Here is a 20,308-nt window from a genome sequence, read left to right on the forward strand (position 1 = left end):
GCCCTTGGGCGACTTTATGAAAAATTCCAACGGCACTCAACCGCGCGCTTGAACCTTTGCTTCACTCACGTGCGCGATGCCGAGGCCCGGGGCGTCCGGCAGCACGACGGTCGCGCCGTCGTACCGGATCCCGCCGGCCACCGGCGACCAGGCCAGCCACCAGGCGGCATCGAGATCCGAGACGGCCGTGGTGCCGTAGGCGGCGACCAGGCTCGCCGCCGCGCCGAGGCCCACCTGGCTCTCCATCATCGAGCCGACGATGGTGCCCATGCCATGGGCGGCGGCCAGGTCGAGCAGCGTCCGGGCGGTGTGCAGGCCGCCGCACTTGGCCAGCTTGACGTTGACCATGTCGGCCGCCCGCCGGCGGATGACCTCGACCAGGTCGCGCAGGTCGAACACCGACTCGTCGGCGAGGATCGGCAGCTCCACCCGGTCGCTGACCCAGGCCAGCCCGTCCAGGTCCCGCCGGTGCACCGGCTGTTCGACCAGCTCGACGTCGAGCCCCGCGTCCTCGATGCCACGGATCACCCGCACCGCCTCGCGCGGGGTCCAGCCCTGGTTGGCGTCCAGCCGGATCCGCACCTCGGGCCCGACCGCGGCGCGGACCGCGCGTACCCGGTCCAGGTCGCCCCGCGCGTCGGTGCCGACCTTGAGCTTCAGCACGGTGAACCCCTCGGCCCGGCGCCGGGCGGCCGCCGCGGCCAGATCGACCGCGTCGCCGGCGGCCAGGGTGACGTCCGTGGGGACGCGCAGCGTGGTGCCGCCGAGCAACCGCACCAGGGGTACGCCGAGCCGCCGCGCGGCCAGGTCGTGCAGGGCGACGTCGACGGCGGCCCGGGCCGACTCGTTGCCCACCACCGCGCGGCGCACCTCGGCGCAGCGGGCCTGGAGGTCGTCGGCGTCACGCCCGGTCAGCAGCGGCCCGAGCAACTGCTGCACGCACGCCTCGGCGCCGGCGATCGACGCGCCGGTCACCTGCCAGACCTGTGGCGCCTCGCCGAAACCCGACCGCCCGTCGGTGTCCACCACCTCGACGACCAGGGTGTCCACGGTGGTCGTGCGGCGCAGCGCGGTGACGAACGGGGTGTGTAAGGGGGCCGAGAGCCGGTGGGTGCGTACCGCCGCGATCGTCATGTGGGGCACCCTATACGGAGCCGACGGCGATCAGGGGAGGGCCGATGACCGGGCGGGACTGGGAGCTGGTGGGCGCGCCGAACGCCCGTGACCTGGGCGGGCTGCCCACCGCCGACGGGCGGCGGGTACGCGCCGGTCGGCTGATCCGCACCGCGGCGCTGGGCCGGCTCACCGATGAGGACCTGCCGGTGCTGGGCAAGCTCGCCCCGGCCTGCGTGGTGGACCTGCGGCACGCCACCGAGCAGGCGGTCGCCCCGCCCGACCGGCTGGCCGGCGAGCCCCGGCTGGTGCACCTGCCGGTCTACGACGCGGCCCACCCGGTGTTCACGTACGTCTCGGCGGTGCTGCTCGGCCACGACCTCGACGCGTACGAGGAGTTGGCCCGCGACGGCATGCCGGGGGCGATGGCCGGGATCTACCGCTGGTTCGTCACCGGCGAGTCGGCGCGGGAGGGGTTCGGGGAGGCGGTGCGGCTGGCCGCTGACGGGGCGAACCTGCCGCTGCTGTTCCACTGCTCGGCCGGCAAGGACCGCACCGGCTGGCTGTCGGTGGTGCTGCTCACCGCGCTCGGCGTGGGCGAGCCGGCCATCCGGGCCGACTACCTGCGGCACAACGAGCTGACTGAGAGCCTGCGCGAGGTGCTGCTGGCCGCGATGACCCGCCGCCGGCCGGACCTGGACCCGGCGGTGGCCCGGCCGCTGCTGGAGGTGCGGCCGGCGTACCTGGACGCCGCCTACGACGAGGTGCGCCGGGTGCACGGCACGTTCGACGCGTACCTGCGTGACGGCCTGGGGCTCACCGACGCGACGCTGGCGGCCCTGCGGGCGAATCTGCTGGAGTAGCGGTCACCCGGCCAGGTCGTGGCGGGCCGCCCAGACCTGCGCGGAGACGTGGGCGATGAGGCGGCAGGCGTCGTCCTCGGCCTCCTCGCCGCTCGGGCCGCCGTCGGCCAGGTCGGTGGTCGTGCAGACCACGACGGCGTACGGCGGGGCGTCGTCGGGGAAGACCACGCCGGCGCCGTGCCGGATGCCGCGTACCCAGCCGTTCTTGTGCGCGATGCGGGTGCCCTCGGGCAGCCCGGCGGCGAGGTCCTCGCGGTGCTCCTGGGCGAACAGCACGTCCAGCATGGACGCGCAGCCGGCCGGCGAGGCCAGCGGACCCGGCTGGTGCGCGCCCAGCGCCAGCCCGCCGAGCAGGGCGGCCAGGTCGGCGGCGGTGACCAGGTTGTCGATGCCGGCGTCGCGGGCCGCGAAGTCCTCGATGCCCCGGCCGGTGACGCTGTGCCGGGCCCCCGCCAGCGTCCACGCCTCGGCCACCGACGGCAGCCCGACCTGACCGATGCAGATGTTGGTGGCCAGGTTGCTGGAGCGGACGATCATCCGTTCGGCGAGCCAGCGCAGCGGCGCCTCACCGCCCACCCGCGCCCAGACGGCGTCGTCGTTGTCGTAGCTGCGGGCGTTGGTGAACCGGGGCGCGCCGGGCAGGGCGGAGTCGAAGCTGTTGCGTACCGGGACGGGGGCGTCCAGGTCCAGCCGGCCGTCCTCGGCGGCACGGTGCAGCGCCACCAGGACGGCGACCTTCATGGTGCTGGCCGCGTAGTGGGTGGCGTCGGCGTGCCGGGTCCAGGTGGGCGGGGCGCCGAGCCGCCCCACGTACGCCGAGACGGTGCCGGGCACCTTGTCCAGGTGCGCGTCGAGATCCTCCCAGGTCATGCCGGTGACCGTAGCGGATCATCGCGGCGGGCGGGGCTGCGGTCCGGCCCCTGCCGGGGCTAGCGTGCGGAGATGACGACCGCCGCGTACGACGCCATCGCCGACTGGTACGAGGAGTACGCCACCGACACCTCCGCGGACTACATGGACCGGGTCCGCCGGCAGCTCGCCGACCTGCTCGGCAACGGGTCGGGCCGCTGTCTGGATCTGTGCTGCGGCACCGGCGTGCACGCTGCGGAGCTGCGCCGGCTGGGGCGGGACCCGCTCGGGGTCGACCTCTCCGGCGGCCAGCTGCGGTACGCCCGTACCCGGCTTCCGGTGGCCCGGGGCGACGCCACGCGGCTGCCGGTCGCCGACGCGAGCGTGCCCGCCGTGACCTGCGTGCTCGGGCACACCGACCTGCCGGACTATCCGGCGGTGATCGCGGAGGCGGCCCGGGTCCTGGCCCCCGGCGGGCGCTTCGTCCACGTGGGGGTGCACCCCTGCTTCACCGGCGCGTTCGCCGACCGCTCCGACCCGGCCCGCATCGTCATCGACGGCGGTTACGCCGACCGGGCCCGTACCTTCCGCGCCTGGAATCCGAGCGGTGTGCGAGCGCGGGTGGGCGCCTGGCACGTCCCCCTGGCCGACCTGCTCAACGCGGTGACCGCCGCGGGTCTCACCCTGGCCCGAGTCCAGGAGTCGGGCTCCACACCCATCCCCGACATCCTGGCCCTCCAAGCCACCAAACCCTGACCCACCCGGTGCCGCCCCCACGGCCTCCGCCGCCCCGCGCGTTGATCATGAAGCAGCGGCGGTGTCGATCTCCAGAACTGCCGCAAACTTCATGATCGCCGGGGCGGGCGGGAGTGGGCGGCGGGAGTGGGTCCCCGGGACGGGCGGAGCCCGGCCGCCGGGGTGGGCGGGCCGGGCTCCGGGGTGGCCGTGTGGTCAGCCGGCGTGCTTGCGGCGGGCGGCCATCCGGCCGCGCTGGGTCTGGTCCAGCACCACCTTGCGGATGCGCACCGCGGCCGGGGTCACCTCGACGCACTCGTCCTCGCGGCAGAACTCGAGGGCCTGCTCCAGCGACAGCTTGCGCGGCGGGATCAGCTTCTCGGTCTCGTCCGCGGTCGACGACCGCATGTTGGTGAGCTTCTTCTCCTTGGTGATGTTGACGTCCATGTCGTCGGAGCGGGAGTTCTCGCCGACGATCATGCCCTCGTACACCTCGGTGCCCGGCTCGACGAAGAGCTGGCCGCGCTCCTGGAGGTTGGTCATGGCGAACGCCGTGACCGAGCCGGAGCGGTCGGCGACCAGCGAGCCGTTGTTGCGGGTGCGCAGCTCGCCGAACCACGGCTCGTATGACTCGAAGACGTGGTGCAGGATGCCGGTGCCCCGGGTCTCGGTGAGGAACTCGGTGCGGAAGCCGATGAGGCCGCGCGCCGGGACCAGCCACTCCATCCGGATCCACCCGGTGCCGTGGTTGACCAGCTGCTCCATCCGGCCCTTGCGGGTGGCGAGGAGCTGGGTGATCGCGCCCAGGTACTCCTCCGGGGCGTCGATGGTCAGCCGCTCGACCGGCTCGCAGGTCTTCCCGTCGATCTCCTTGGTGACGACCTGCGGCTTGCCGACGGTCAGCTCGTAGGACTCGCGGCGCATCTGCTCCACCAGGATCGCCAGGGCCAGCTCACCGCGGCCCTGCACCTCCCAGGCGTCCGGCCGCTCGGTGGGCAGCACCCGCAGCGACACGTTGCCGATCAGCTCCTTGTCGAGCCGGTCCTTGACCATCCGGGCGGTGACCTTGGCACCCTTGACCCGGCCGACCAGCGGCGAGGTGTTGGTGCCGATGGTCATCGAGATGGCCGGCTCGTCGACGGTGATCAGCGGCAGCGGGACCGGGTTCTCGGCGTCGGCCAGGGTCTCGCCGATCATGATCTCCGGGATGCCGGCGACCGCGATGATGTCGCCCGGGCCGGCGCTCTCGGCCGGCTTGCGCTCCAGGCCCTCGGTCATGAGCAGCTCGGAGATGCGTACCCGCTGGCTGCTGCCGTCGGTGCGGCACCAGGTGACCGTCTGGCCCTTGCTGATGGTGCCCTGCCGGACCCGGCACAGCGCCAGCCGGCCGAGGAACGGCGAGGCGTCGAGGTTGGTGACGTGCGCCTGAAGCGGCGCCTCCTCCTCGTACGCGGGGGCCGGGATGGTGTCCAGCAGGGTGCGGAACAGCGGCTCCAGGTTGTGGCTGTCGTCGGGCACCGCGCCGTCGGCGGGCTGGGTCAGCGAGGCGATGCCGTCGCGGGCGCAGGCGTAGACGATCGGGAAGTCGATCTGCTCCTCGTCGGCGTCCAGGTCGAGGAAGAGCTCGTAGGTGTCGTCCACGACCTCCTTGATCCGGGCGTCGGGACGGTCCACCTTGTTGATCACCAGGATGATCGGCAGCCGGGCGCGCAGCGCCTTGCGGAGCACGAACCGGGTCTGCGGCAGCGGGCCCTCGCTGGCGTCGACGAGCAGCACCACACCGTCGACCATGGTGAGGCCGCGCTCGACCTCGCCGCCGAAGTCGGCGTGCCCCGGGGTGTCGATGATGTTGATGGTCACCGCCTCGGAGCCGTCCGCCGGCAGGTAACGCACGCCGGTGTTCTTGGCGAGGATGGTGATGCCCTTCTCCCGCTCGAGGTCCATCGAGTCCATGACCCGCTCGGTGTCCTCACCACGGGCGCCGTAGGCGCCGGCCTGCCGCAACATGGCGTCGACCAGGGTCGTCTTGCCGTGGTCGACGTGGGCGATGATGGCGACGTTGCGGAGGTCGGTGCGTAGCTGCATACCCTCCATACTCCTGTCTGCGGTTGCCGGGGCACGCCTCGGGGTCACCCCCGAGATCGCCCGGATCTCTGCCGAAAGTGCTGTCCCGACCGTTCCAGCGACTGGCATGCTGGCTCCCGTGCGGGGGACCGGATGCCTGACCTGCTGAACTGGCTGCAGGGGCTGCCGCCTCTGCTGATCTACCTGGTCGCCGCGACGATCGTCGCGGGCGAGACCGCGGTGATCTTCGGGCTGCTGGTGCCGGGTGAGGCGACCCTGCTGCTGGTCGGCTTCCTAGCGTACGCGGGGACGCTGCGCCTCGTCCCCACGCTGCTGGCCATGACCGCTGCCGCCGTGATCGGAGACACACTCGCCTATCGCGCGGGCCGGCGGTACGGGCCAAGGCTGCGTGCCTCCGGCCTCGGTGCCCGGATCGGGCCGCAGCGCTGGCGGCGCGCCGACTCGCTGCTCGATCGGCTCGGCGGCCGGGGTGTGCTGGCGGCCCGCTGGGTGGCGTTCGCCCGCACCCTGGCGCCCCGGCTGGCCGGCGCGGCCGGCCTGCCCTACCGGCGGTTCGCGCCGTGGAACCTGGCCGGGGTGGTGAGCTGGGTCGGCGCCTCGGTGCTGGTCGGCTACGCCGCCGGCGAGTCCTACGAGCGGGTGTCCCGGTTCCTGGGCCGGGCCACCGGAGCGGTGCTCGTGCTGCTGGTGTGCCTGATCGGGGTGGTGCTGGCCGGCCGCTGGCTGGGGCGCAACCCGGACCCGGCGCGGGCGCTGGCCGCCCGGGCCGCCGCCCTGCCACCGCTGCGCTGGCTGCGCGCCCGCTACGGGGTGCTGTTCTTCCTGATCGCCATGCGGTTCGGCCCGGCCGGGACACTGCTGATCAATCTGGCCGCCGGCCTGCTGCTGCTGTTCGCCGCCGGGCTGGCCGTCGCGGCGGTGCTGGAGGCGGTGGTCCGGCACAGCGGGCTCGGGGTGCTCGACGGGCTCGTCGCCGACTGGTTCGCCGCCCGGCGTACCTCCGGGGTGGCCGACGCGGCGCTGGCCGCGGTCTCGGTGCTGCGCGGCTGGGTGCTGATCGCCGCGGTGGCCCTGGTGGCCGCGGTGGTGGCCTGGCGGAACCGGCCCTGGCGCGCCGACCTGCTCAGCGTGCTCGGCACGGTGGGGGCGTTCGTGCCGCTGGTGGTGCTGGTGGTGGTCGCCGGCCTGACCGGGCCGGGCGGCCCGGACGCCGCCCCGGACCTGCGGCCCACCCAGACCGCGGTGGTCACGGCGAGCTTCGGCACCCTCGCGTGGCTGCTGTCCCGGGGCGCGCGCTGGCCGGTGGCGGTGGCCGTCTGGACGGGTGCGCTGGCCGGGGTGGTCGCCGTCACCGGGGCCCGGCTCTACCTGGGGTGGAGCACGGCCAGCGGCACGGCCACGTCGGTGCTGCTCGGCGCGGCCTGGGTCACCGTGTTCGTGGTCGCCTGGGCCACCCGGGACCACGCGGTCGGGGACGCTGCCTCGCCCGGTCCGGACGGACCGGCCACAGGGGACGGACCGCCCCGGCCGCGGGCCTCCCGGCCGGCGTCGCGGGTACCCCGCCGGCCCGCCGATCCCTGCTAGGGTGCGGCGGACGGCCACGGGGGAGGTCCGATGCGACGAGGAGTGGGCCGCTGGGCCACGGCGGCGGTGGCCGCGCTACTGGCGGCGACGGTGCTCACCGGATGTGGCGGCGAGGAGCCGACCCGCGAGGTGGCCGTCGAGGTGACCGGCGAGGTGCCGGTCGAGGCGCCCGCGGACGAGCCGGCCGACGGGCCCAGCGACGAACCGCCGGCGGTCGCCGCGATGGGCGCGAAGCCCAGCGTCAAGCCCAGCCCGAGCGCGTCGGCGAAGCCGAAGCCCAAGCCGACCCGCACCACCACCGGTCCGCTGGCCAAGCCGAAGCCGCCCACCGAGACCCAGGTGCCGCCGCCCCCGCCGAAGCCGCCGGCGAGCGGGTGCGAGCCCAGCTACCGGGGCAGCCAGGCGACCCGCAGCCAGGTGAAGGCGGCGCTGTCCGATGCGGCGGCGCGCACCTACTGGCCCACCTCCGCGCCGGACATCAAGATCCCGCTGACCCTCATGAAGGCGACCGCCTGGCAGGAGAGCGGCTGGCAGTCCAACATCGTGGCCTGCGACGGCGGCATCGGGCTGATGCAGGTCATGCCGGCCACCGCGGACTGGATGAACCAGCGGTTCGGCCAGTCGTACGACATCGACGCCTACCGCGACAACGCCTACCTGGGCGGCACCTACCTGGCGTGGCTCACCAAGTACATCGGTGACATGTACTTCGAGTCGGACTACCGGTTGGACGCCTCGCTCTGCACGTCGGAGCTGAACTCCTGCCTGCTCAACGCGGTGATCGCCGCGTACAACTACGGGCACGGTGCGGTGGCCCGCGAGGGCGAGCCGCTGGCCATCCCCAATCCGCAGTACGTGCGCAACGTGCGGGCGCTGATGACCGAGTGCGTCTGCCTGACCTACTGAGCTGACGCGGCGGGGCCCCAGCGGATGATCGCCGGGGCCCCGCCCTCGTCTCAGTCCCGCGCGCCGGCCGGCGTCGCGGGCGCCGTGGGCGCCTGCGCCGGTGCGTCGGGTTCGGGGGCGATCCGTCCCGGCCACCAGAACCGGTCGCCGAGTGTGAACGCCAGCGCCGGCACCAGCACGGTGCGGACCAGCAGCGTGTCCAGCAGGACGCCGACGCAGACGATGATCCCGATCTGGGTGAGGGTGATCAGCGGCAGCACGCCGAGCACCGCGAAGACCGCGGCCAGCAGCACGCCCGCGCTCGTGATGACGCCGCCGGTGACCCGCAGCGCGGAGAGCATGCCGTCGCGGGTGCCGGTGCGCCGGGCGTCCTCCCGGGCCCGGGTGACCAGGAAGATGTTGTAGTCGACGCCGAGCGCCACGAGGAAGACGAAGGCGAGCAGCAGCACCCCGCTGTCCAGCGCCGGGAAGTCCAGCACGTGGTCGAAGAGCAGCCAGGCCGCGCCGAGGCTGGCGAAGAACGAGGCGATCACGGTCAGCACCAGCAGCAGCGGGGCCAGCAGGCCGCGCAGCAGCAGCACCAGCACCGCCCCGATCAGCAGCAGGATGAGCGGCAGGATCAGCTGGAGGTCCCTGGTGTTGGCCTCGTTCGAGTCGTAGGTCGCGGCGACCGGGCCACCGACGAGGGCGCCGTCGGGGGCGTCCGCGCCGTCGACGGCGGGCGGTGCGGAATCCGGTACGGCGGCCACGGCGTCGCGCAGCGCCACCACGGCCCGGTCGGAGGCGGCGCTGCCGGGCTCGGCGGTGAGCACCACGTCGATCTGGGCGACCCGGTCTCCGGCGGCGCCGGGACGGGCGGAGGCGACCCCGTCGACGTCGCCGGCGGCGGCGAGGACCGCGGGTGCGGCCTGCGGGTTGGTGAGCACCGCCACCGGCTGGGTGCTGCCGGCCGGGAACGCCCGCGCGAGCGTCTCCGCCCCGGCGACCGCCTCGGGCTTCTCGCTGAACTGCTCGGTCTCGGACAGGCCGGTGCGGATGCCCAGGCCGCCGAGGGCGAGCCCGGCGAGCAGCAGGACGGCGAGCGCGGCCACCGGCAGCGGCCGGCGGACGACCAGTTCGCCGAGAGGGCCCCAGATCCGTCCCTCACGAGCGGCGCTGCCGACGCGGGGGACGAACGGCCAGAACAGGCGCCGGCCGAACAGCAGCAGGGCGGCGGGGAGCACGAACAGGGCGGAGAGCATGGCGAGGATCACACCGGTGGCGCAGGCCAGGGCGAGCGCCCGGTTGGTCTCCTGCTCGGAGAGCAGCAGGGTGAGTACGCCGAGGACGACGGTGCTGCCGCTCGCCAGGATCGGCTCGGCGGTGCGGCGCAGCGCGGCACGCATGGCGGCGAACCGGTCCTCCTCCCGGCGCAGTTCCTCCCGGTAGCGCGCGATGAGCAGCAGGGCGTAGTTGGTCGCGGCGCCGAACACCAGCACACTGGCGATGCCGGTCACCTGCCCGCTGGGCAGATAGATGCCGACGGCGGGCACGAGGGACTCCACCACGCGCAGCGTGATCTGCTCGGTGGCGCCCACCACCAGCAGCGGTACGAGCCACAGGAACGGGCTGCGGTAGGTGACCAGCAGCAGCACCGCCACCACCGCGGCGGTGAACAGCAGCAACGTGGTGTCCGCGCCCTCGAACACCTTGCCGAGGTCGGCGGTGAACGCCGGCCCGCCGGTGACCTCGACATTCAGGTCACCGGGCAGGTCGCCGACCGCCTCGCGGAGCTTCTCCACCTCGTCGACCACGGCCCGTGGGCTGCCCTCGGTGGACAGCGGCACCGCGACCAGCGCCACGGTGCCGTCCGGGGACACCTGTGCGGGGGAGACCCGCCCACCGGCGGCGAGGGAGCTCAGCTCACCCGCGATGCCGTCGAGCACACCGCGGTCCGCGCCGGTGAGCGGCGCCTGGTCGGCGCGGCTCACCACCACCAGGGCGGTCTGGGAGTCCTTGGAGGGCAACTGCTCCTGGAGCCGTTCGACCTGCGTCGACTGCCATCTCGCGGACAGGCCGGTGTCGGAGACGGGATCGGGATTGTCGGGCTTGGGCAGCCCGAAGGCGACCACGCCGACGACGAGCGCGGCGGCCAGGGTGAGCCAGGCGGCGAGCCGGCCCCGGACGACGCGGGTGAACAGTGACATCGGGAGCCCTCACATGAATGGTCGTGGAGATTCTCTTCTAACAAGTATCTTGATGAGCGAGATTATCCGGGGTGGCTCTATGCTGCAACCGGACCGGTTGGGACAGGGGGTGGCGGCGAGACGTGAGCGCGCAGAGCATGTACCGGCGACGGGACGACCCGCGCGGGCAGATGATCGCGGACATCACCAACGACCTGCGCCGCTATTCGACGGAGGCGCAGCACGTCGGGCACGCGTTCGCCGGCCTGCACGGTCTCAACGCCACCGACCTGCACGCGCTCATCGCGGTGATGGACGCCGAACTGTTCGGTGACCCGATCACCCCCGGGCGGCTGGGGGAGGTGCTCGACCTCTCCTCGGGCTCGGTGACCGCGCTCGTCGACCGGCTGGAGCGGGGCGGGCACATCCGGCGCGACCGGGACACCGCCGACCGGCGCAAGGTGTTCCTGCACTACGCCGACCGGGGCGCCACCCTGGCCCGTGACTTCTTCGGCCCGCTCGGGCAGCGCACGGACGAGGTGATGGGCCGGTTCAGCGACGAGGAGCTGGCCGTGGTGCACCGGTTCATGGCCGAGATGGTGGTCTCGATGCGTGAGCACCGGGATGCCGTGCGCGCGGCCCGGGGCGAGCCCCGGCGCGGCGCGACGGAACGCGCCGCGGACTGAGCGTGCGGCCGCTGGTCACCCGGCTCGCCGCGGCGGCGCTGCGGCTGCCCGCCGCCCGGACCGGGCGGGTCACCGTCACCCGGGACCTCCCGGTCCGGGTCCGCGACGGGGTGACGCTGCGCACCGACCACTACGCGCCGGACCTGCCCGGTGCGGCCTGCGTGCTGATCCGCACCCCGTACGGGCGGGGTGGTCCGGTCCGGCTGCTCGGGCGCCTCGTCGCCGAGCGCGGGTACCACGTGGTGATCCAGTCCTGCCGGGGCACGTACGGCTCCGGCGGCGAGTTCGCCCCGCTGGTGCACGAGCGCGACGACGGGCTGGACACCCTCGACTGGCTGCGCCGGCAGCCCTGGTGGACCGGCGCGTTCGGCATGTTCGGCGCCAGCTACCAGGGGTTCGTGCAGTGGGCGGTCGCCGCCGAGGCGGCCGACGAGCTGCGCGCCATGGTCGCCGTGGTCACCGCCTCGGCCACCCGGGACTCGACGTACGCGGGCGAGTCGTTCGCGCTGGACACGGTGCTCACCTGGGCGGAGCTGCTCCAGGCGCAGACCGTGCCCTGGCTGGCCCGGCAGTGGGAGCTCAAGCGCGGGCAGCCCCGGCTCACCCGGGCGCTGGCGCACCTGCCGCTGGCCGAGGCGGACCGGATCGCCACCGGGGTGACCGTGCCGTTCTTCCAGGAGTGGCTGCGCCACCACACCCCGGACGCCGACTACTGGCGGACCCGGATCTTCGGCGACCGGATCGCCGAGGTGCGTGCGCCCGTGGCGATGGTCAGCGGCTGGCAGGACATCTTCCTCCCCGCCCAGCTCGACGACTACGCGCGGCTCCGGGCGGCCGGCGCCCGCCCCCGGCTGACGATCGGGCCGTGGACCCACGGCAGCCCCGGCCTGCTCGTGGCGGCCCTGCGCGAGGGGCTCGACTGGCTCGACGAGCACCTGGCGGGGCGCCCGGCGCCGGGCCGTGCGCCGGTCCGGGTGCACGTCGCCGGGTCCGGCGGCGGCTGGCGTGACCTGCCCGACTGGCCCCCGCCCGCCGAGCCGGCCCGCTGGCACCTGCACGCCGGCGGCGCGCTCGCCACCGAGCCGCCGGCCCGCTCCGCACCCGACCGGATCCGCTACGACCCGGCCGACCCCACGCCGTCGCTCGGCGGCCCGCTGCTGGTCGCCCAGCGGGCCGGTGCCGTGGACAACCGGCCGGTCGAGGCCCGGCCGGACGTGCTGACCTACACCAGCGCGACCCTGGCCACGCCGGTCGAGGTGCTCGGCCCGGTGCGGGCCGAGATCCACGTCCGCAGCGAGCTGTCCTACCTGGACGTCTTCGTCCGGCTCTGCGACGTCGACCGGCGGGGGCGGTCCTGGAACGTCTGCGACGGGCTGGTCCGCGTCGCCCCGGGGCGCTTCCCGCGCGACGCCTCCGGCGCGGTCCGGGTGCCGGTCGCCCTCTGGCCGGCCGCGCACCGCTTCGCCGCCGGCCACCGGCTGCGCGTCCAGGTCTCCGGCGGCGCCCACCCGCGCTACGCGCGGAACCCCGGCACCGGCGAACCGCTCGGCACCGCTGTCACGCTTCGTGCTGGCTGGCGGGAAGTCCTGCACGATCCCGAGCATCCTTCGGCCGTGGTGCTGCCGCTCGGGCCGGCCCCGTCCACAGTCGGACGATAGTTCCAGATAGTGCTCTGAGCTGGGTATTTACTGCCCCGTGTGGATATCCTCGGTGCAAGTGCCCGGCGCCGTGCAGCTATCCGGTGGGGCGCGTCCCCGGATCATGCGCCCTCACGGGTTGTGACCGTCGTGCCCTTGCCGGCCCGTCGATCCGGAGGGGAGATCCCATGACGACGGCTCCCGCGAACCTGTTGGCCGTCCGCAACCTGTTGCTCACCTATCTCAACGTCGACAAGAACACCGTACGGGCTCAGGACCTGGAGCCGGCCGAGGTCGGCATCGTCGGCGACCCCGACCACCGGGGCGGATACCACTGCGGCTCCGACCGGGTGGTACGCAACGACTACTCGGTGGTGGAGTCCACCCGGGACTCGTCCGGGCTGACCCTGCACGCGTCCGCCCTGGACGTCGGGATGTTCTCCGTCTCCTCGGGCGGCGCCACCCACGACCTGCGTACCTTCTCGACCTGGTGCGTGTCGCAGTGCGCCGCGGGCGCCGGGGACGCCCACGACCTCCGGGAGATCATCTACTCCCCGGACGGCAGGACGGTGAAGCGCTGGGACCGGCTGGGCAAGCGCACCACCGGCGACAGCAGCCACCTGTTCCACACCCACTTCAGCTTTTTCCGCGACTCCACGAAGGCGGGCCGGGACCAGACCCCGCTGTTCCGTCGCTACCTGACCGCGATCGGCCTGATCGCCCCAGTGAAACCGGAGAACGGCATGGAACAGACCGACAAGCTCATCAGGGACACCGGATACCCGAACCGCACGGTCGGCGACGTCCTGGCCGACCTGGAGAATCTGCGCAACTGGCTGATCTCGCCGGTCAACACCACCGGCCTGGTCAACCCGCCCCAGGCGAACTCGCCGCTGCAGCTGATGCTGGCCATGGCCCGGGCCTGGCCGGCGCTCGTCGCGCAGGTGACCGGGCTGTCCACCAAGGACTTCACCGACGAGCAGCAGATCGTCACCGGGGTGCTCGCCGGGCTGCCTCCGGAGAAGATCGCCGAGGCGATCCCGCCGCAGATCGCCCGGGACGTCGCCGACGAGTTGTCCCGGCGGCTGACCGCCTGACGGGGCCGGCCCGCGGCGAGTGCCGCGCCGCGGTCCCGGACGGAAATCCAGCAACAGGTATTGCGCAACAGCTCTTGCGAATGTCAGGCTCTCCCCATGGAGAAGCCCACCGTCCGGCACGTCACCGACTCCCGCGTCCTCGCCGCGCTCGCCCATCCGCTGCGGCGCCGCCTCATGGACGTCCTCAAGGTGTACGGCTCGTCCACCGTCGGCCAGCTCGCCGAGCGCACCGGCCAGGCGCCGGCCAACGTCAGCCACCACCTCAAGGTGCTGGCCGCAGCCGACCTGGTGCTGGAGGCGCCCGAACTGGCCCGGGACCGCCGGGAACGCTGGTGGCGGCTCCGCGACCGGGGGGTGCGCTGGTCCAACACCGAGTTCGACGCCGACCCTGCCGCCCGGGCGGTGGCCGACGCGGCCAGCTCGCTGAACCTCGACCGGCACGTCGCCCTGGTCCGGGCCTGGCACGCCGCCCCCGACGAGGCCCACGCCGCCTGGGGCGACGGCCCGTTCAGCACCGACAAGTGGCTGCGGCTGACCCCGGCGGAGCTGCTCCAGCTCAGCCGCGAGGTCACCGAACTGCTCGACCGCTGGGCCGACCGTCCCGTCCCCGACGACGGGCAGCGGCGCGAGCCCGTCTTCCTGTTCGCGCACGGCGTCCCGGGCCAGCCGTGACCGCCCCCGTCCGCACGGACGCCCCCGCCACCGCTTCCCGGCCACCCGGCGGCCTGCTCCGGCACCGCGACTTCCGGCTGCTCTGGGCCGGGCAGACGGTCAGCGCCGTCGGCAGCAACGTGACCGCCGTGGCCCTGCCGCTGGTCGCGGTGGCCGTGCTCGACGCGACCACGTTCCAGGTGGCGGTGCTCACGGCGGCGGCCTGGCTGCCCTGGCTGCTCGCCGGCCTGCCGGCGGGCGCGTGGGTCGACCGGGTCCGCCGGCGTCCCGTGATGATCGTCGCCGACCTGGTCTCGGCGGCGCTGTTCGCCAGCGTCCCGGTGGCCGCCCTGCTCGACCTGCTCACCGTCGGCCAGCTCCTGGTCGTCGCGCTCGGCGCGGGGCTGGCCCGGGTGTTCTTCGAGACCGCCGACCAGGTCTACCTGCCCACCCTGCTGCGTCCCGAGCAGGTGCCGGAGGGCAACGCCAAGCTGCACGCCACCCAGACCGCGAGCTACCTCGTCGGTCCCGGTCTGGCCGGCCTCATCGCCCAGCTCGCCGGCGCGGTGACCGCCGTCCTGCTCGACGCGGTCAGCTTCCTGGTCTCCGCCGTCTGCCTGAGCCGCATCCGGGCGGCCGAGCCCCGCCCGCAACGCCCCGAGGGATCGCCGTCACTGCGCCGGGAGGTGGCCGACGGGCTGCGCTTCGTGGCCCGCGACCCGTACCTGCGGGTGCTGACCGTCTTCGGCGCGGCGAGCAACATCGGCCTCAGCGGCTACCAGGCCGTGCTGGTGGTCTTCCTGGTCCGCTCCGCCGGGCTGCCCGCTGGGCTCGTCGGACTGCTGATCGGACTGGCCAGCGTGGGCGGGCTGATCGGCGCCGCGCTGGCCACCGGGCTCGCCCGGCGGCTCGGCTCGGCCCGCGCCCTGCTCGTCGCGGGCGCGCTCGCCGGACCTCCGGCGCTGCTCATCCCGCTGGCCGGCTCCGGCGGCCGGGTGGCCTGGCTGGTGCTCGGCGGCGCGCTGGTCAGCCTGGGCGTCGCCGTGGGCAACGTGGTGAAGGCCAGCTTCCGGCAGACGTACACGCCGCACGGGCTGCTCGGGCGGGTGACCGTGAGCATGCAGCTGCTCAACTACGGCACCATCCCGCTCGCCGCCCTGCTGGCCGGCGCGCTGGGCGCCGCGTGGGGGCCGGCCGGGGCGATCACGGTGATGACCGCCTGGCTCGCGCTGACCCCGCTCATCCTGCTGGTCGGGCCGCTGCGGCGGCGCCGGGACCTGCCGGCGGCGCCGGCCTGAGAATGCGCTGCGGCGGCGGTCGGGCAACCGACCGCCGCCACCGGCACGAAGCTACATCGGACGGACGTTGTCCGCCTGCGGACCCTTCTGCCCCTGGGTCACCTCGAACTCGACCTTCTGGCCCTCGTTCAGCTCGCGGTAGCCGCTGGATTGGATGGCCGAGTAGTGGACGAACACGTCCGGACCCCCGCCGTCCTGCTCGATGAAGCCGAAGCCCTTTTCCGCGTTGAACCACTTGACCGTGCCGGTTGCCATGCGTCTCTCCCTGTTCAATGCGGGTGAGCACCGGTCGCAGCCGGTGATCGCCCTGTACCTTCCCGACAGTAACCGCCCGAACCGCGATCCGCTGGCGGAAGTGCCGGTGTGGCTCACGAATTCGCCGCGGGCGGGAAAATCCCTCCGGTCCGGGGCGGTGGGGGGGCATGCTTGCCCCGGTGAGCACAACCACGCCGCTGGCCGACCTGGAACGGGAGATCGCGGTGCCCGGCGACGGGCTGGACCGGCTCCGGCTGGTCGCCGCGCCGTACGTGCCGGAGGTGCGGCTGCACCTCGCCGAGGACGCCATCCTCTGGTGGGCCCGGATGGAGGCGGCGGCCGGCCGGTCGCTGCCGCCGCCGTACTGGGCCTCGGTCTGGGCCGGAGGGCAGGCGCTCGCCCGGCACCTGCTCGACCACCCCGAACTGGCCGCCGGGCGGCGGGTGCTCGACCTGGCGGCCGGTTCCGGGCTGGTCGCCATCGCCGCCGCGCTCGCCGGCGCCGACCGGGTGGTCGCCAACGACGTCGACCCGTGGGCCGTGGCGGCCGTGACGGTCAACGCCCGGGCCAACCGGGTGAGCGTGGCCGCCACCGGGGACGACCTGCTCGACGGCACCGCCACCGCCGACCTCGTGCTGGCCGGTGACGTCCTCTACGACGCCGCGCTGGCCGCGCGGGTGCTGCCGTACCTGCAACGGGCCGCCGACCGGGGCGTGCAGGTGCTCGTCGGCGACCCGGACCGCGGACACCTCCCGCCCGACCGGCTGGAGCTGGTGGCGGCCTACCCGGTGCCCGTCACCGAGCCCTCGGTCGACTCCCCGGTCCGCCGGGTCCAGGTGCTCCGCCCCCGCTGACCCCTCAGGGATCATCCGGATCCGGACTCGGGGGCCGGTGGGGGATCAAACCGGATGTGCCGGCTCGCCCCGGGGCCCTAGCGTACGGAGCATGACGGATCTGCTGGCCCAGGTCGGGGAGCTGCCCACCACCCTGCTGATGGGGATTCTCGGCATGGTGATGCTCGCCGACGCCGTACCCCTGCTCGGGGTGCTGGTGCCCGGCGACGCCGCGGTCCTCGCCGCGGTCGGCGCGGGCCGGCCGGCGACCGGCCTGGCGACCGTCGTGGCGGTGGTGGCCGGGTGCCTCGCCGGCTGGTCGTTGACCTTTTTGGCCGGGCGGCACTGGGGCGAGCGGCTGCGTTACAGCCGGCTGGGTGACTGGATCGGCGAGCCGCGCTGGGCGGCGGCGGAGGCGCTGCTGCGCCGTGGCGGCGGCCGGATGGTGCTGGTGGCGCCGTTCCTGCCGGTGTTCAACGCGCTGCTGCCGCTGGCCGCCGGGGGGCTGCGGATGTCCTACCGGCGGTTCGCGGTCAGCGCGACGCTCGGCGCGACGCTCTGGGCCGGCCTCTACGTGACCCTCGGCATCACGGCGCGGGCGCTGACCGGGCTGCTGCCCGGTGCGCCCGACCCGACCGTGCTCACCATGGCGGTCGGCCTGCTGCTCGCCGGCCCGGTGCTGCTCGGCACCCGGCACCGGCTCCGCGCGCTGACCGCCGCGCAGGCGAGCTGAGCGGGCCGGCCGGGCCGGCCCGCCACGCTCACCAGCCGCGGGACCGCCACTGCGGCAGCGCGGGGCGCTCCGCGCCGAGGGTGCTGTCCTTGCCGTGGCCCGGGTAGAACCACGTCTCGTCCGGCAGCCGGTCGAAGAGCTTGTGCTCGACGTCGTCGAGGAGCTGGCCGAACCGCTCCGGGTCCTGGTCGGTGTTGCCGACCCCGCCGGGGAACAGCGAGTCGCCCGTGAACAGGTGCGGGACGCCGGACGGGTCCCGGTAGAGCAGCGCGATCGAGCCGGGCGTGTGCCCCTTGAGGTGGATCACCTCCAGGGCGCAGTCGCCGACCGGGACCGTGTCGCCCTCGCGCAGCGGCTCGGCGTCGATCGGCAGCCCCTCGGCGTCGTCGGCGTGCACCAGCGGGCGGGCGCCGGTCTTGGCGACCACCTCCTCCAGGGCGACCCAGTGGTCCATGTGCCGGTGGGTCGTGACGACCGTGGCCAGGCCGCCGTCGCCGACCAGGTCGAGCAGGCGGGGCGCCTCGTTCGCGGCGTCGATCAGCACCTGATCGCCGGTCTCCCGGCAGCGCAGCAGGTAGGCGTTGTTGTCCATCGGGCCCACCGACACCTTGGTGATGGTGAGCTTGTCGAGGTCGCGTACGGCCGGCGCACCGCCGGGCGTGACGTCTCCGGTGTAGGTCATGACGGGGTTCAGATCCAATCCGGTGGAGTCGGCAGGGGACCGTCGGGAGTGACGCTGAGCATCTCGCCCGCGCTGCGGCCGGTCAGCCAGGCGGCGAGTTCCGGCGCGGGGCCGGTGACGGTGGGCGCCCCGGCGGGGTCACCCACGACGAGTTCGTGCCGGACGCCGTCGAAGCGCAGCACCATGGCCGGCGCCTCCGGGTCGTCGGCCAGACCGGCGACCACCTCGTGCAGCAGCCGCTGGGCGAACGCGTCCGGCCAGTCGGCCGGCCGGTAGCCGGCGCCCAGGTCGACGTGGTGCACCTCGACCTCGCGCAGCCGGCCCCACACCAGCATGGCCGCCGGCCACGGGCCGCGCCGGGTCTGCACGGTGGCCCCCCAGGCCTCCACGGGCATCTCGGCGACCGCTGCCGTGAACCGCTGCGAGCTGCGGCGCAGGTCGTCCATGAGGTCGGCCGGCCCCCGGCCGGCGCCGGCCTCGATGCCGGCGGCCCGGGCCTCGGGGCTGGCGTACATCGGGATCGCCTCGCCGGTGCGGGCGGCGGTCAGCAGGTTGACGAACCCGTCGGCGTTGCGGGCCAGGTGGGTCAGGACGTGCCCGCGCGTCCAGCCCGGCAGGAGGGACGGTGCGGCGGTGTCGGCGGCGCCCAGGGTGGCCACGGTGCGCAGCAGCCGGCCGGTCGCCTCGTCCAGCTCGCCGGTCAGCAGGAGGGGGTCGCTCGTCACGTCTTGGACCCTAGCGGTAGCGCGCCGTCGCGTCGCCGGGGAAATGGCTTTCGGCGCGTCGGCGCAGCACCTACCGTCGGGGCCGACGACTTCGGGTCGCGGCGTCGGACGCGCCGGGCCGGCGTCGTCGCAGGACGCGGGCACCGGGAGTCGGAGCGGAGGTGGTGAGCATGCCGGTCGCAGCACGCGTGTTCCGCCACGAACCCCCTCGACACCGATGAGGACACATGACCATCGACCTGACCGCCCTCGGCTGGGACGCCGAACGGGCGGCGTACCTGAATCCACGCACCGACCGCCGACCGGGCCGCGTGGCCCGCGTCGACCGTGGCGTCTGCACGGTGCTCCGCCCGGAGGGGCCCGTCCGGGCCAGCCTGGGCGGCGCCGTGCTGGCCGCCGCCGCCCGTGACCTGACGGCGCTGCCCTGCGCCGGTGACTGGGTGCTGCTGGCCACCTGGCCGGACGGCCCGGTCACGGTGGAGACCGTGCTGCCCCGCCGCACCGCGCTGGTCCGGCGCACCGCCGGCAAGGACGCCAGCGGCCAGGTGCTGGCCGCCAACCTCGACGCCGCCGCGGTGGTCGAGCCGGTGCACCCCGCGCCGGACGCCGCCCGCATCGAGCGGCTGCTCTCCCTGGGGCATGAGTCCGGCGCGGAGCCGCTCGTCGTGCTCACCAAGGCCGACCTGGCCCCCGACCCGGGGGCCGTGGCCCGGCAGCTCGCCGCCCTGGCGCCCGGGGTGCCGGTGCTGCCGGTCAGCGCCGAGCGCGGCACCGGGCTGGACCCGCTGCGCCGGTACGTCGCGCCCGGGCGCACCCTCGGCCTGCTCGGCCCCTCCGGCGCGGGCAAGTCGAGCCTGGTCAACGCGCTGGCCGGGGCCGACGTGATGCGCACCCAGGCGATCCGGCGCTCCGACGGCAAGGGCCGGCACACCACCACCTGGCGGGCGCTGGTGCCGATCCCCGGCGGGGGAGCGGTGCTGGACACACCGGGCGTACGGGCGGTCGGCCTGCTGGACGGCTCGGCCGGCCTGGACCGGGCGTTCGCCGACATCGCCGAGCTGGCCGCCGGCTGCCGGTACGCCGACTGCGCCCACGAGGCCGAGCCGGCGTGCGCGGTGCGGGCCGCCCTGGACAGCGGCGAACTGCCCGTCCGGCGCTGGGAGAACTGGCGCCGGCTCCAGCGCGAGGTGGCGTACGAGAGCCGGCGCCGGGAGGTGCGGCTGGCCGCCGAGCGCCGGGGGAGCTGGCGGGGCGGCCGGCGGCGGACCGGGCGTCCGGCGACCCCGCCCGGTCCCGGGGCACTCTAGGGGGTGCGCGGCGGTCGGGTGGGGCGGCGTCGTTCCCGCCCGACCGCGCTGACCTGGGGGAATGTCCGCGCGACGGAAGTTGTCATACCTCGGGGCTAGAGTTG

General features: G+C 74.5%; 19 protein-coding genes. 12 read left to right on the forward strand and 7 right to left on the reverse strand.

Annotated elements, in window-relative coordinates; translation table 11 throughout:
* Positions 1–36 precede the first annotated feature (36 nt).
* Entirely contained in the window at positions 37–1,134 is a 1,098-nt protein-coding gene (locus tag ABZW14_RS05305; protein WP_355340107.1) for a dipeptide epimerase, read from the reverse strand.
* A gap of 44 nt (positions 1,135–1,178) precedes the next feature.
* Here ABZW14_RS05305 and ABZW14_RS05310 point away from each other — a divergent pair, with 44 nt between their 5' ends.
* Complete coding sequence (locus ABZW14_RS05310; protein WP_355340110.1) at positions 1,179–1,976, forward strand: tyrosine-protein phosphatase; 798 nt, start codon at positions 1,179–1,181, stop codon at positions 1,974–1,976.
* Positions 1,977–1,979: 3 nt separating this feature from the next.
* Here ABZW14_RS05310 and ABZW14_RS05315 read toward each other — a convergent pair whose 3' ends face one another.
* Complete coding sequence (locus tag ABZW14_RS05315; RefSeq protein ID WP_355340113.1) at positions 1,980–2,846, reverse strand: serine hydrolase; 867 nt, start codon at positions 2,844–2,846, stop codon at positions 1,980–1,982.
* 72 nt (positions 2,847–2,918) lie between these two features.
* On the opposite strand from ABZW14_RS05315, the gene ABZW14_RS05320 reads away from it, so the two are divergent.
* The gene (locus ABZW14_RS05320; RefSeq protein WP_355340116.1) at positions 2,919–3,581 is read left to right on the forward strand and encodes a methyltransferase domain-containing protein; all 663 of its coding nucleotides are present in this window, start codon (positions 2,919–2,921) and stop codon (positions 3,579–3,581) included.
* A 195-nt stretch (positions 3,582–3,776) separates the two neighbouring features.
* On the opposite strand, the gene typA is transcribed toward ABZW14_RS05320, so the two are convergent.
* Positions 3,777–5,645 carry a translational GTPase TypA gene (gene typA / locus ABZW14_RS05325; protein ID WP_355340119.1) on the reverse strand — a complete coding sequence of 623 codons (1,869 nt, stop codon included), beginning with the start codon at positions 5,643–5,645 and terminating at the stop codon, positions 3,777–3,779.
* 132 nt (positions 5,646–5,777) lie between these two features.
* Between typA and ABZW14_RS05330 the strand changes: the two genes are divergently transcribed.
* Both ABZW14_RS05330 and ABZW14_RS05335 read left to right on the forward strand, forming a co-directional pair.
* The gene (locus ABZW14_RS05330) at positions 5,778–7,229 is read left to right on the forward strand and encodes a DedA family protein (RefSeq protein ID WP_355340122.1); all 1,452 of its coding nucleotides are present in this window, start codon (positions 5,778–5,780) and stop codon (positions 7,227–7,229) included.
* Positions 7,230–7,259: 30 nt separating this feature from the next.
* On the forward strand, positions 7,260–8,135 hold the full coding sequence (locus ABZW14_RS05335) for a transglycosylase SLT domain-containing protein (RefSeq protein WP_355340125.1): 876 nt from the start codon (positions 7,260–7,262) through the stop codon (positions 8,133–8,135).
* A 50-nt stretch (positions 8,136–8,185) separates the two neighbouring features.
* Here the strand turns inward: ABZW14_RS05335 and ABZW14_RS05340 are convergent, their stop codons facing one another.
* Positions 8,186–10,321, reverse strand: a complete 2,136-nt coding sequence (locus ABZW14_RS05340) for an MMPL family transporter (protein ID WP_355340128.1) — start codon at positions 10,319–10,321, stop codon at positions 8,186–8,188.
* A 137-nt stretch (positions 10,322–10,458) separates the two neighbouring features.
* Between ABZW14_RS05340 and ABZW14_RS05345 the strand changes: the two genes are divergently transcribed.
* From ABZW14_RS05345 to ABZW14_RS05365, 5 genes are all read left to right on the forward strand, one after another.
* Positions 10,459–10,986, forward strand: coding sequence for a MarR family transcriptional regulator (locus ABZW14_RS05345; protein ID WP_355340208.1), 528 nt, complete (start codon positions 10,459–10,461; stop codon positions 10,984–10,986).
* A 2-nt stretch (positions 10,987–10,988) separates the two neighbouring features.
* Positions 10,989–12,644, forward strand: a complete 1,656-nt coding sequence (locus ABZW14_RS05350) for a CocE/NonD family hydrolase (protein WP_355340131.1) — start codon at positions 10,989–10,991, stop codon at positions 12,642–12,644.
* Between the two features lie 167 nt (positions 12,645–12,811).
* Entirely contained in the window at positions 12,812–13,720 is a 909-nt protein-coding gene (locus tag ABZW14_RS05355) for a hypothetical protein (protein WP_355340134.1), read from the forward strand.
* Between the two features lie 96 nt (positions 13,721–13,816).
* Positions 13,817–14,392, forward strand: coding sequence for a metalloregulator ArsR/SmtB family transcription factor (locus tag ABZW14_RS05360; RefSeq protein ID WP_355340137.1), 576 nt, complete (start codon positions 13,817–13,819; stop codon positions 14,390–14,392).
* The gene (locus tag ABZW14_RS05365; protein ID WP_355340140.1) at positions 14,389–15,669 is read left to right on the forward strand and encodes an MFS transporter; all 1,281 of its coding nucleotides are present in this window, start codon (positions 14,389–14,391) and stop codon (positions 15,667–15,669) included. The genes ABZW14_RS05360 and ABZW14_RS05365 overlap by 4 nt, the downstream gene beginning before the upstream one ends.
* A 51-nt stretch (positions 15,670–15,720) precedes the next feature.
* Here ABZW14_RS05365 and ABZW14_RS05370 read toward each other — a convergent pair whose 3' ends face one another.
* Positions 15,721–15,924 (reverse strand): cold-shock protein, encoded by a 204-nt coding sequence (locus ABZW14_RS05370; RefSeq protein WP_168000800.1) that lies wholly within the window; start codon positions 15,922–15,924, stop codon positions 15,721–15,723.
* Positions 15,925–16,091: 167 nt separating this feature from the next.
* Between ABZW14_RS05370 and ABZW14_RS05375 the strand changes: the two genes are divergently transcribed.
* Together ABZW14_RS05375 and ABZW14_RS05380 are read left to right on the forward strand one after the other, a co-directional pair.
* Positions 16,092–16,778: a 50S ribosomal protein L11 methyltransferase gene (locus tag ABZW14_RS05375; protein ID WP_355340144.1), complete on the forward strand. Its 687-nt coding sequence runs from the start codon at positions 16,092–16,094 to the stop codon at positions 16,776–16,778.
* A 91-nt stretch (positions 16,779–16,869) separates the two neighbouring features.
* Positions 16,870–17,490, forward strand: a complete 621-nt coding sequence (locus ABZW14_RS05380; RefSeq protein ID WP_355340147.1) for a VTT domain-containing protein — start codon at positions 16,870–16,872, stop codon at positions 17,488–17,490.
* 28 nt (positions 17,491–17,518) lie between these two features.
* On the opposite strand, the gene ABZW14_RS05385 is transcribed toward ABZW14_RS05380, so the two are convergent.
* Together ABZW14_RS05385 and ABZW14_RS05390 are read right to left on the reverse strand one after the other, a co-directional pair.
* Positions 17,519–18,172: an MBL fold metallo-hydrolase gene (locus tag ABZW14_RS05385; RefSeq protein ID WP_355340150.1), complete on the reverse strand. Its 654-nt coding sequence runs from the start codon at positions 18,170–18,172 to the stop codon at positions 17,519–17,521.
* Between the two features lie 8 nt (positions 18,173–18,180).
* A complete protein-coding gene (locus ABZW14_RS05390) occupies positions 18,181–18,897 on the reverse strand; it encodes a maleylpyruvate isomerase family mycothiol-dependent enzyme (protein WP_355340153.1) in 717 nt (238 codons plus the stop codon).
* Positions 18,898–19,124: 227 nt separating this feature from the next.
* On the opposite strand from ABZW14_RS05390, the gene rsgA reads away from it, so the two are divergent.
* A complete protein-coding gene (rsgA, locus tag ABZW14_RS05395) occupies positions 19,125–20,204 on the forward strand; it encodes a ribosome small subunit-dependent GTPase A (protein ID WP_355340156.1) in 1,080 nt (359 codons plus the stop codon).
* The last annotated feature ends 104 nt before the right edge of the window (positions 20,205–20,308 follow it).

Origin of the sequence: Micromonospora sp. NPDC004551 (assembly GCF_040609975.1) — a bacterium.
Lineage (GTDB): Bacteria > Actinomycetota > Actinomycetes > Mycobacteriales > Micromonosporaceae > Micromonospora.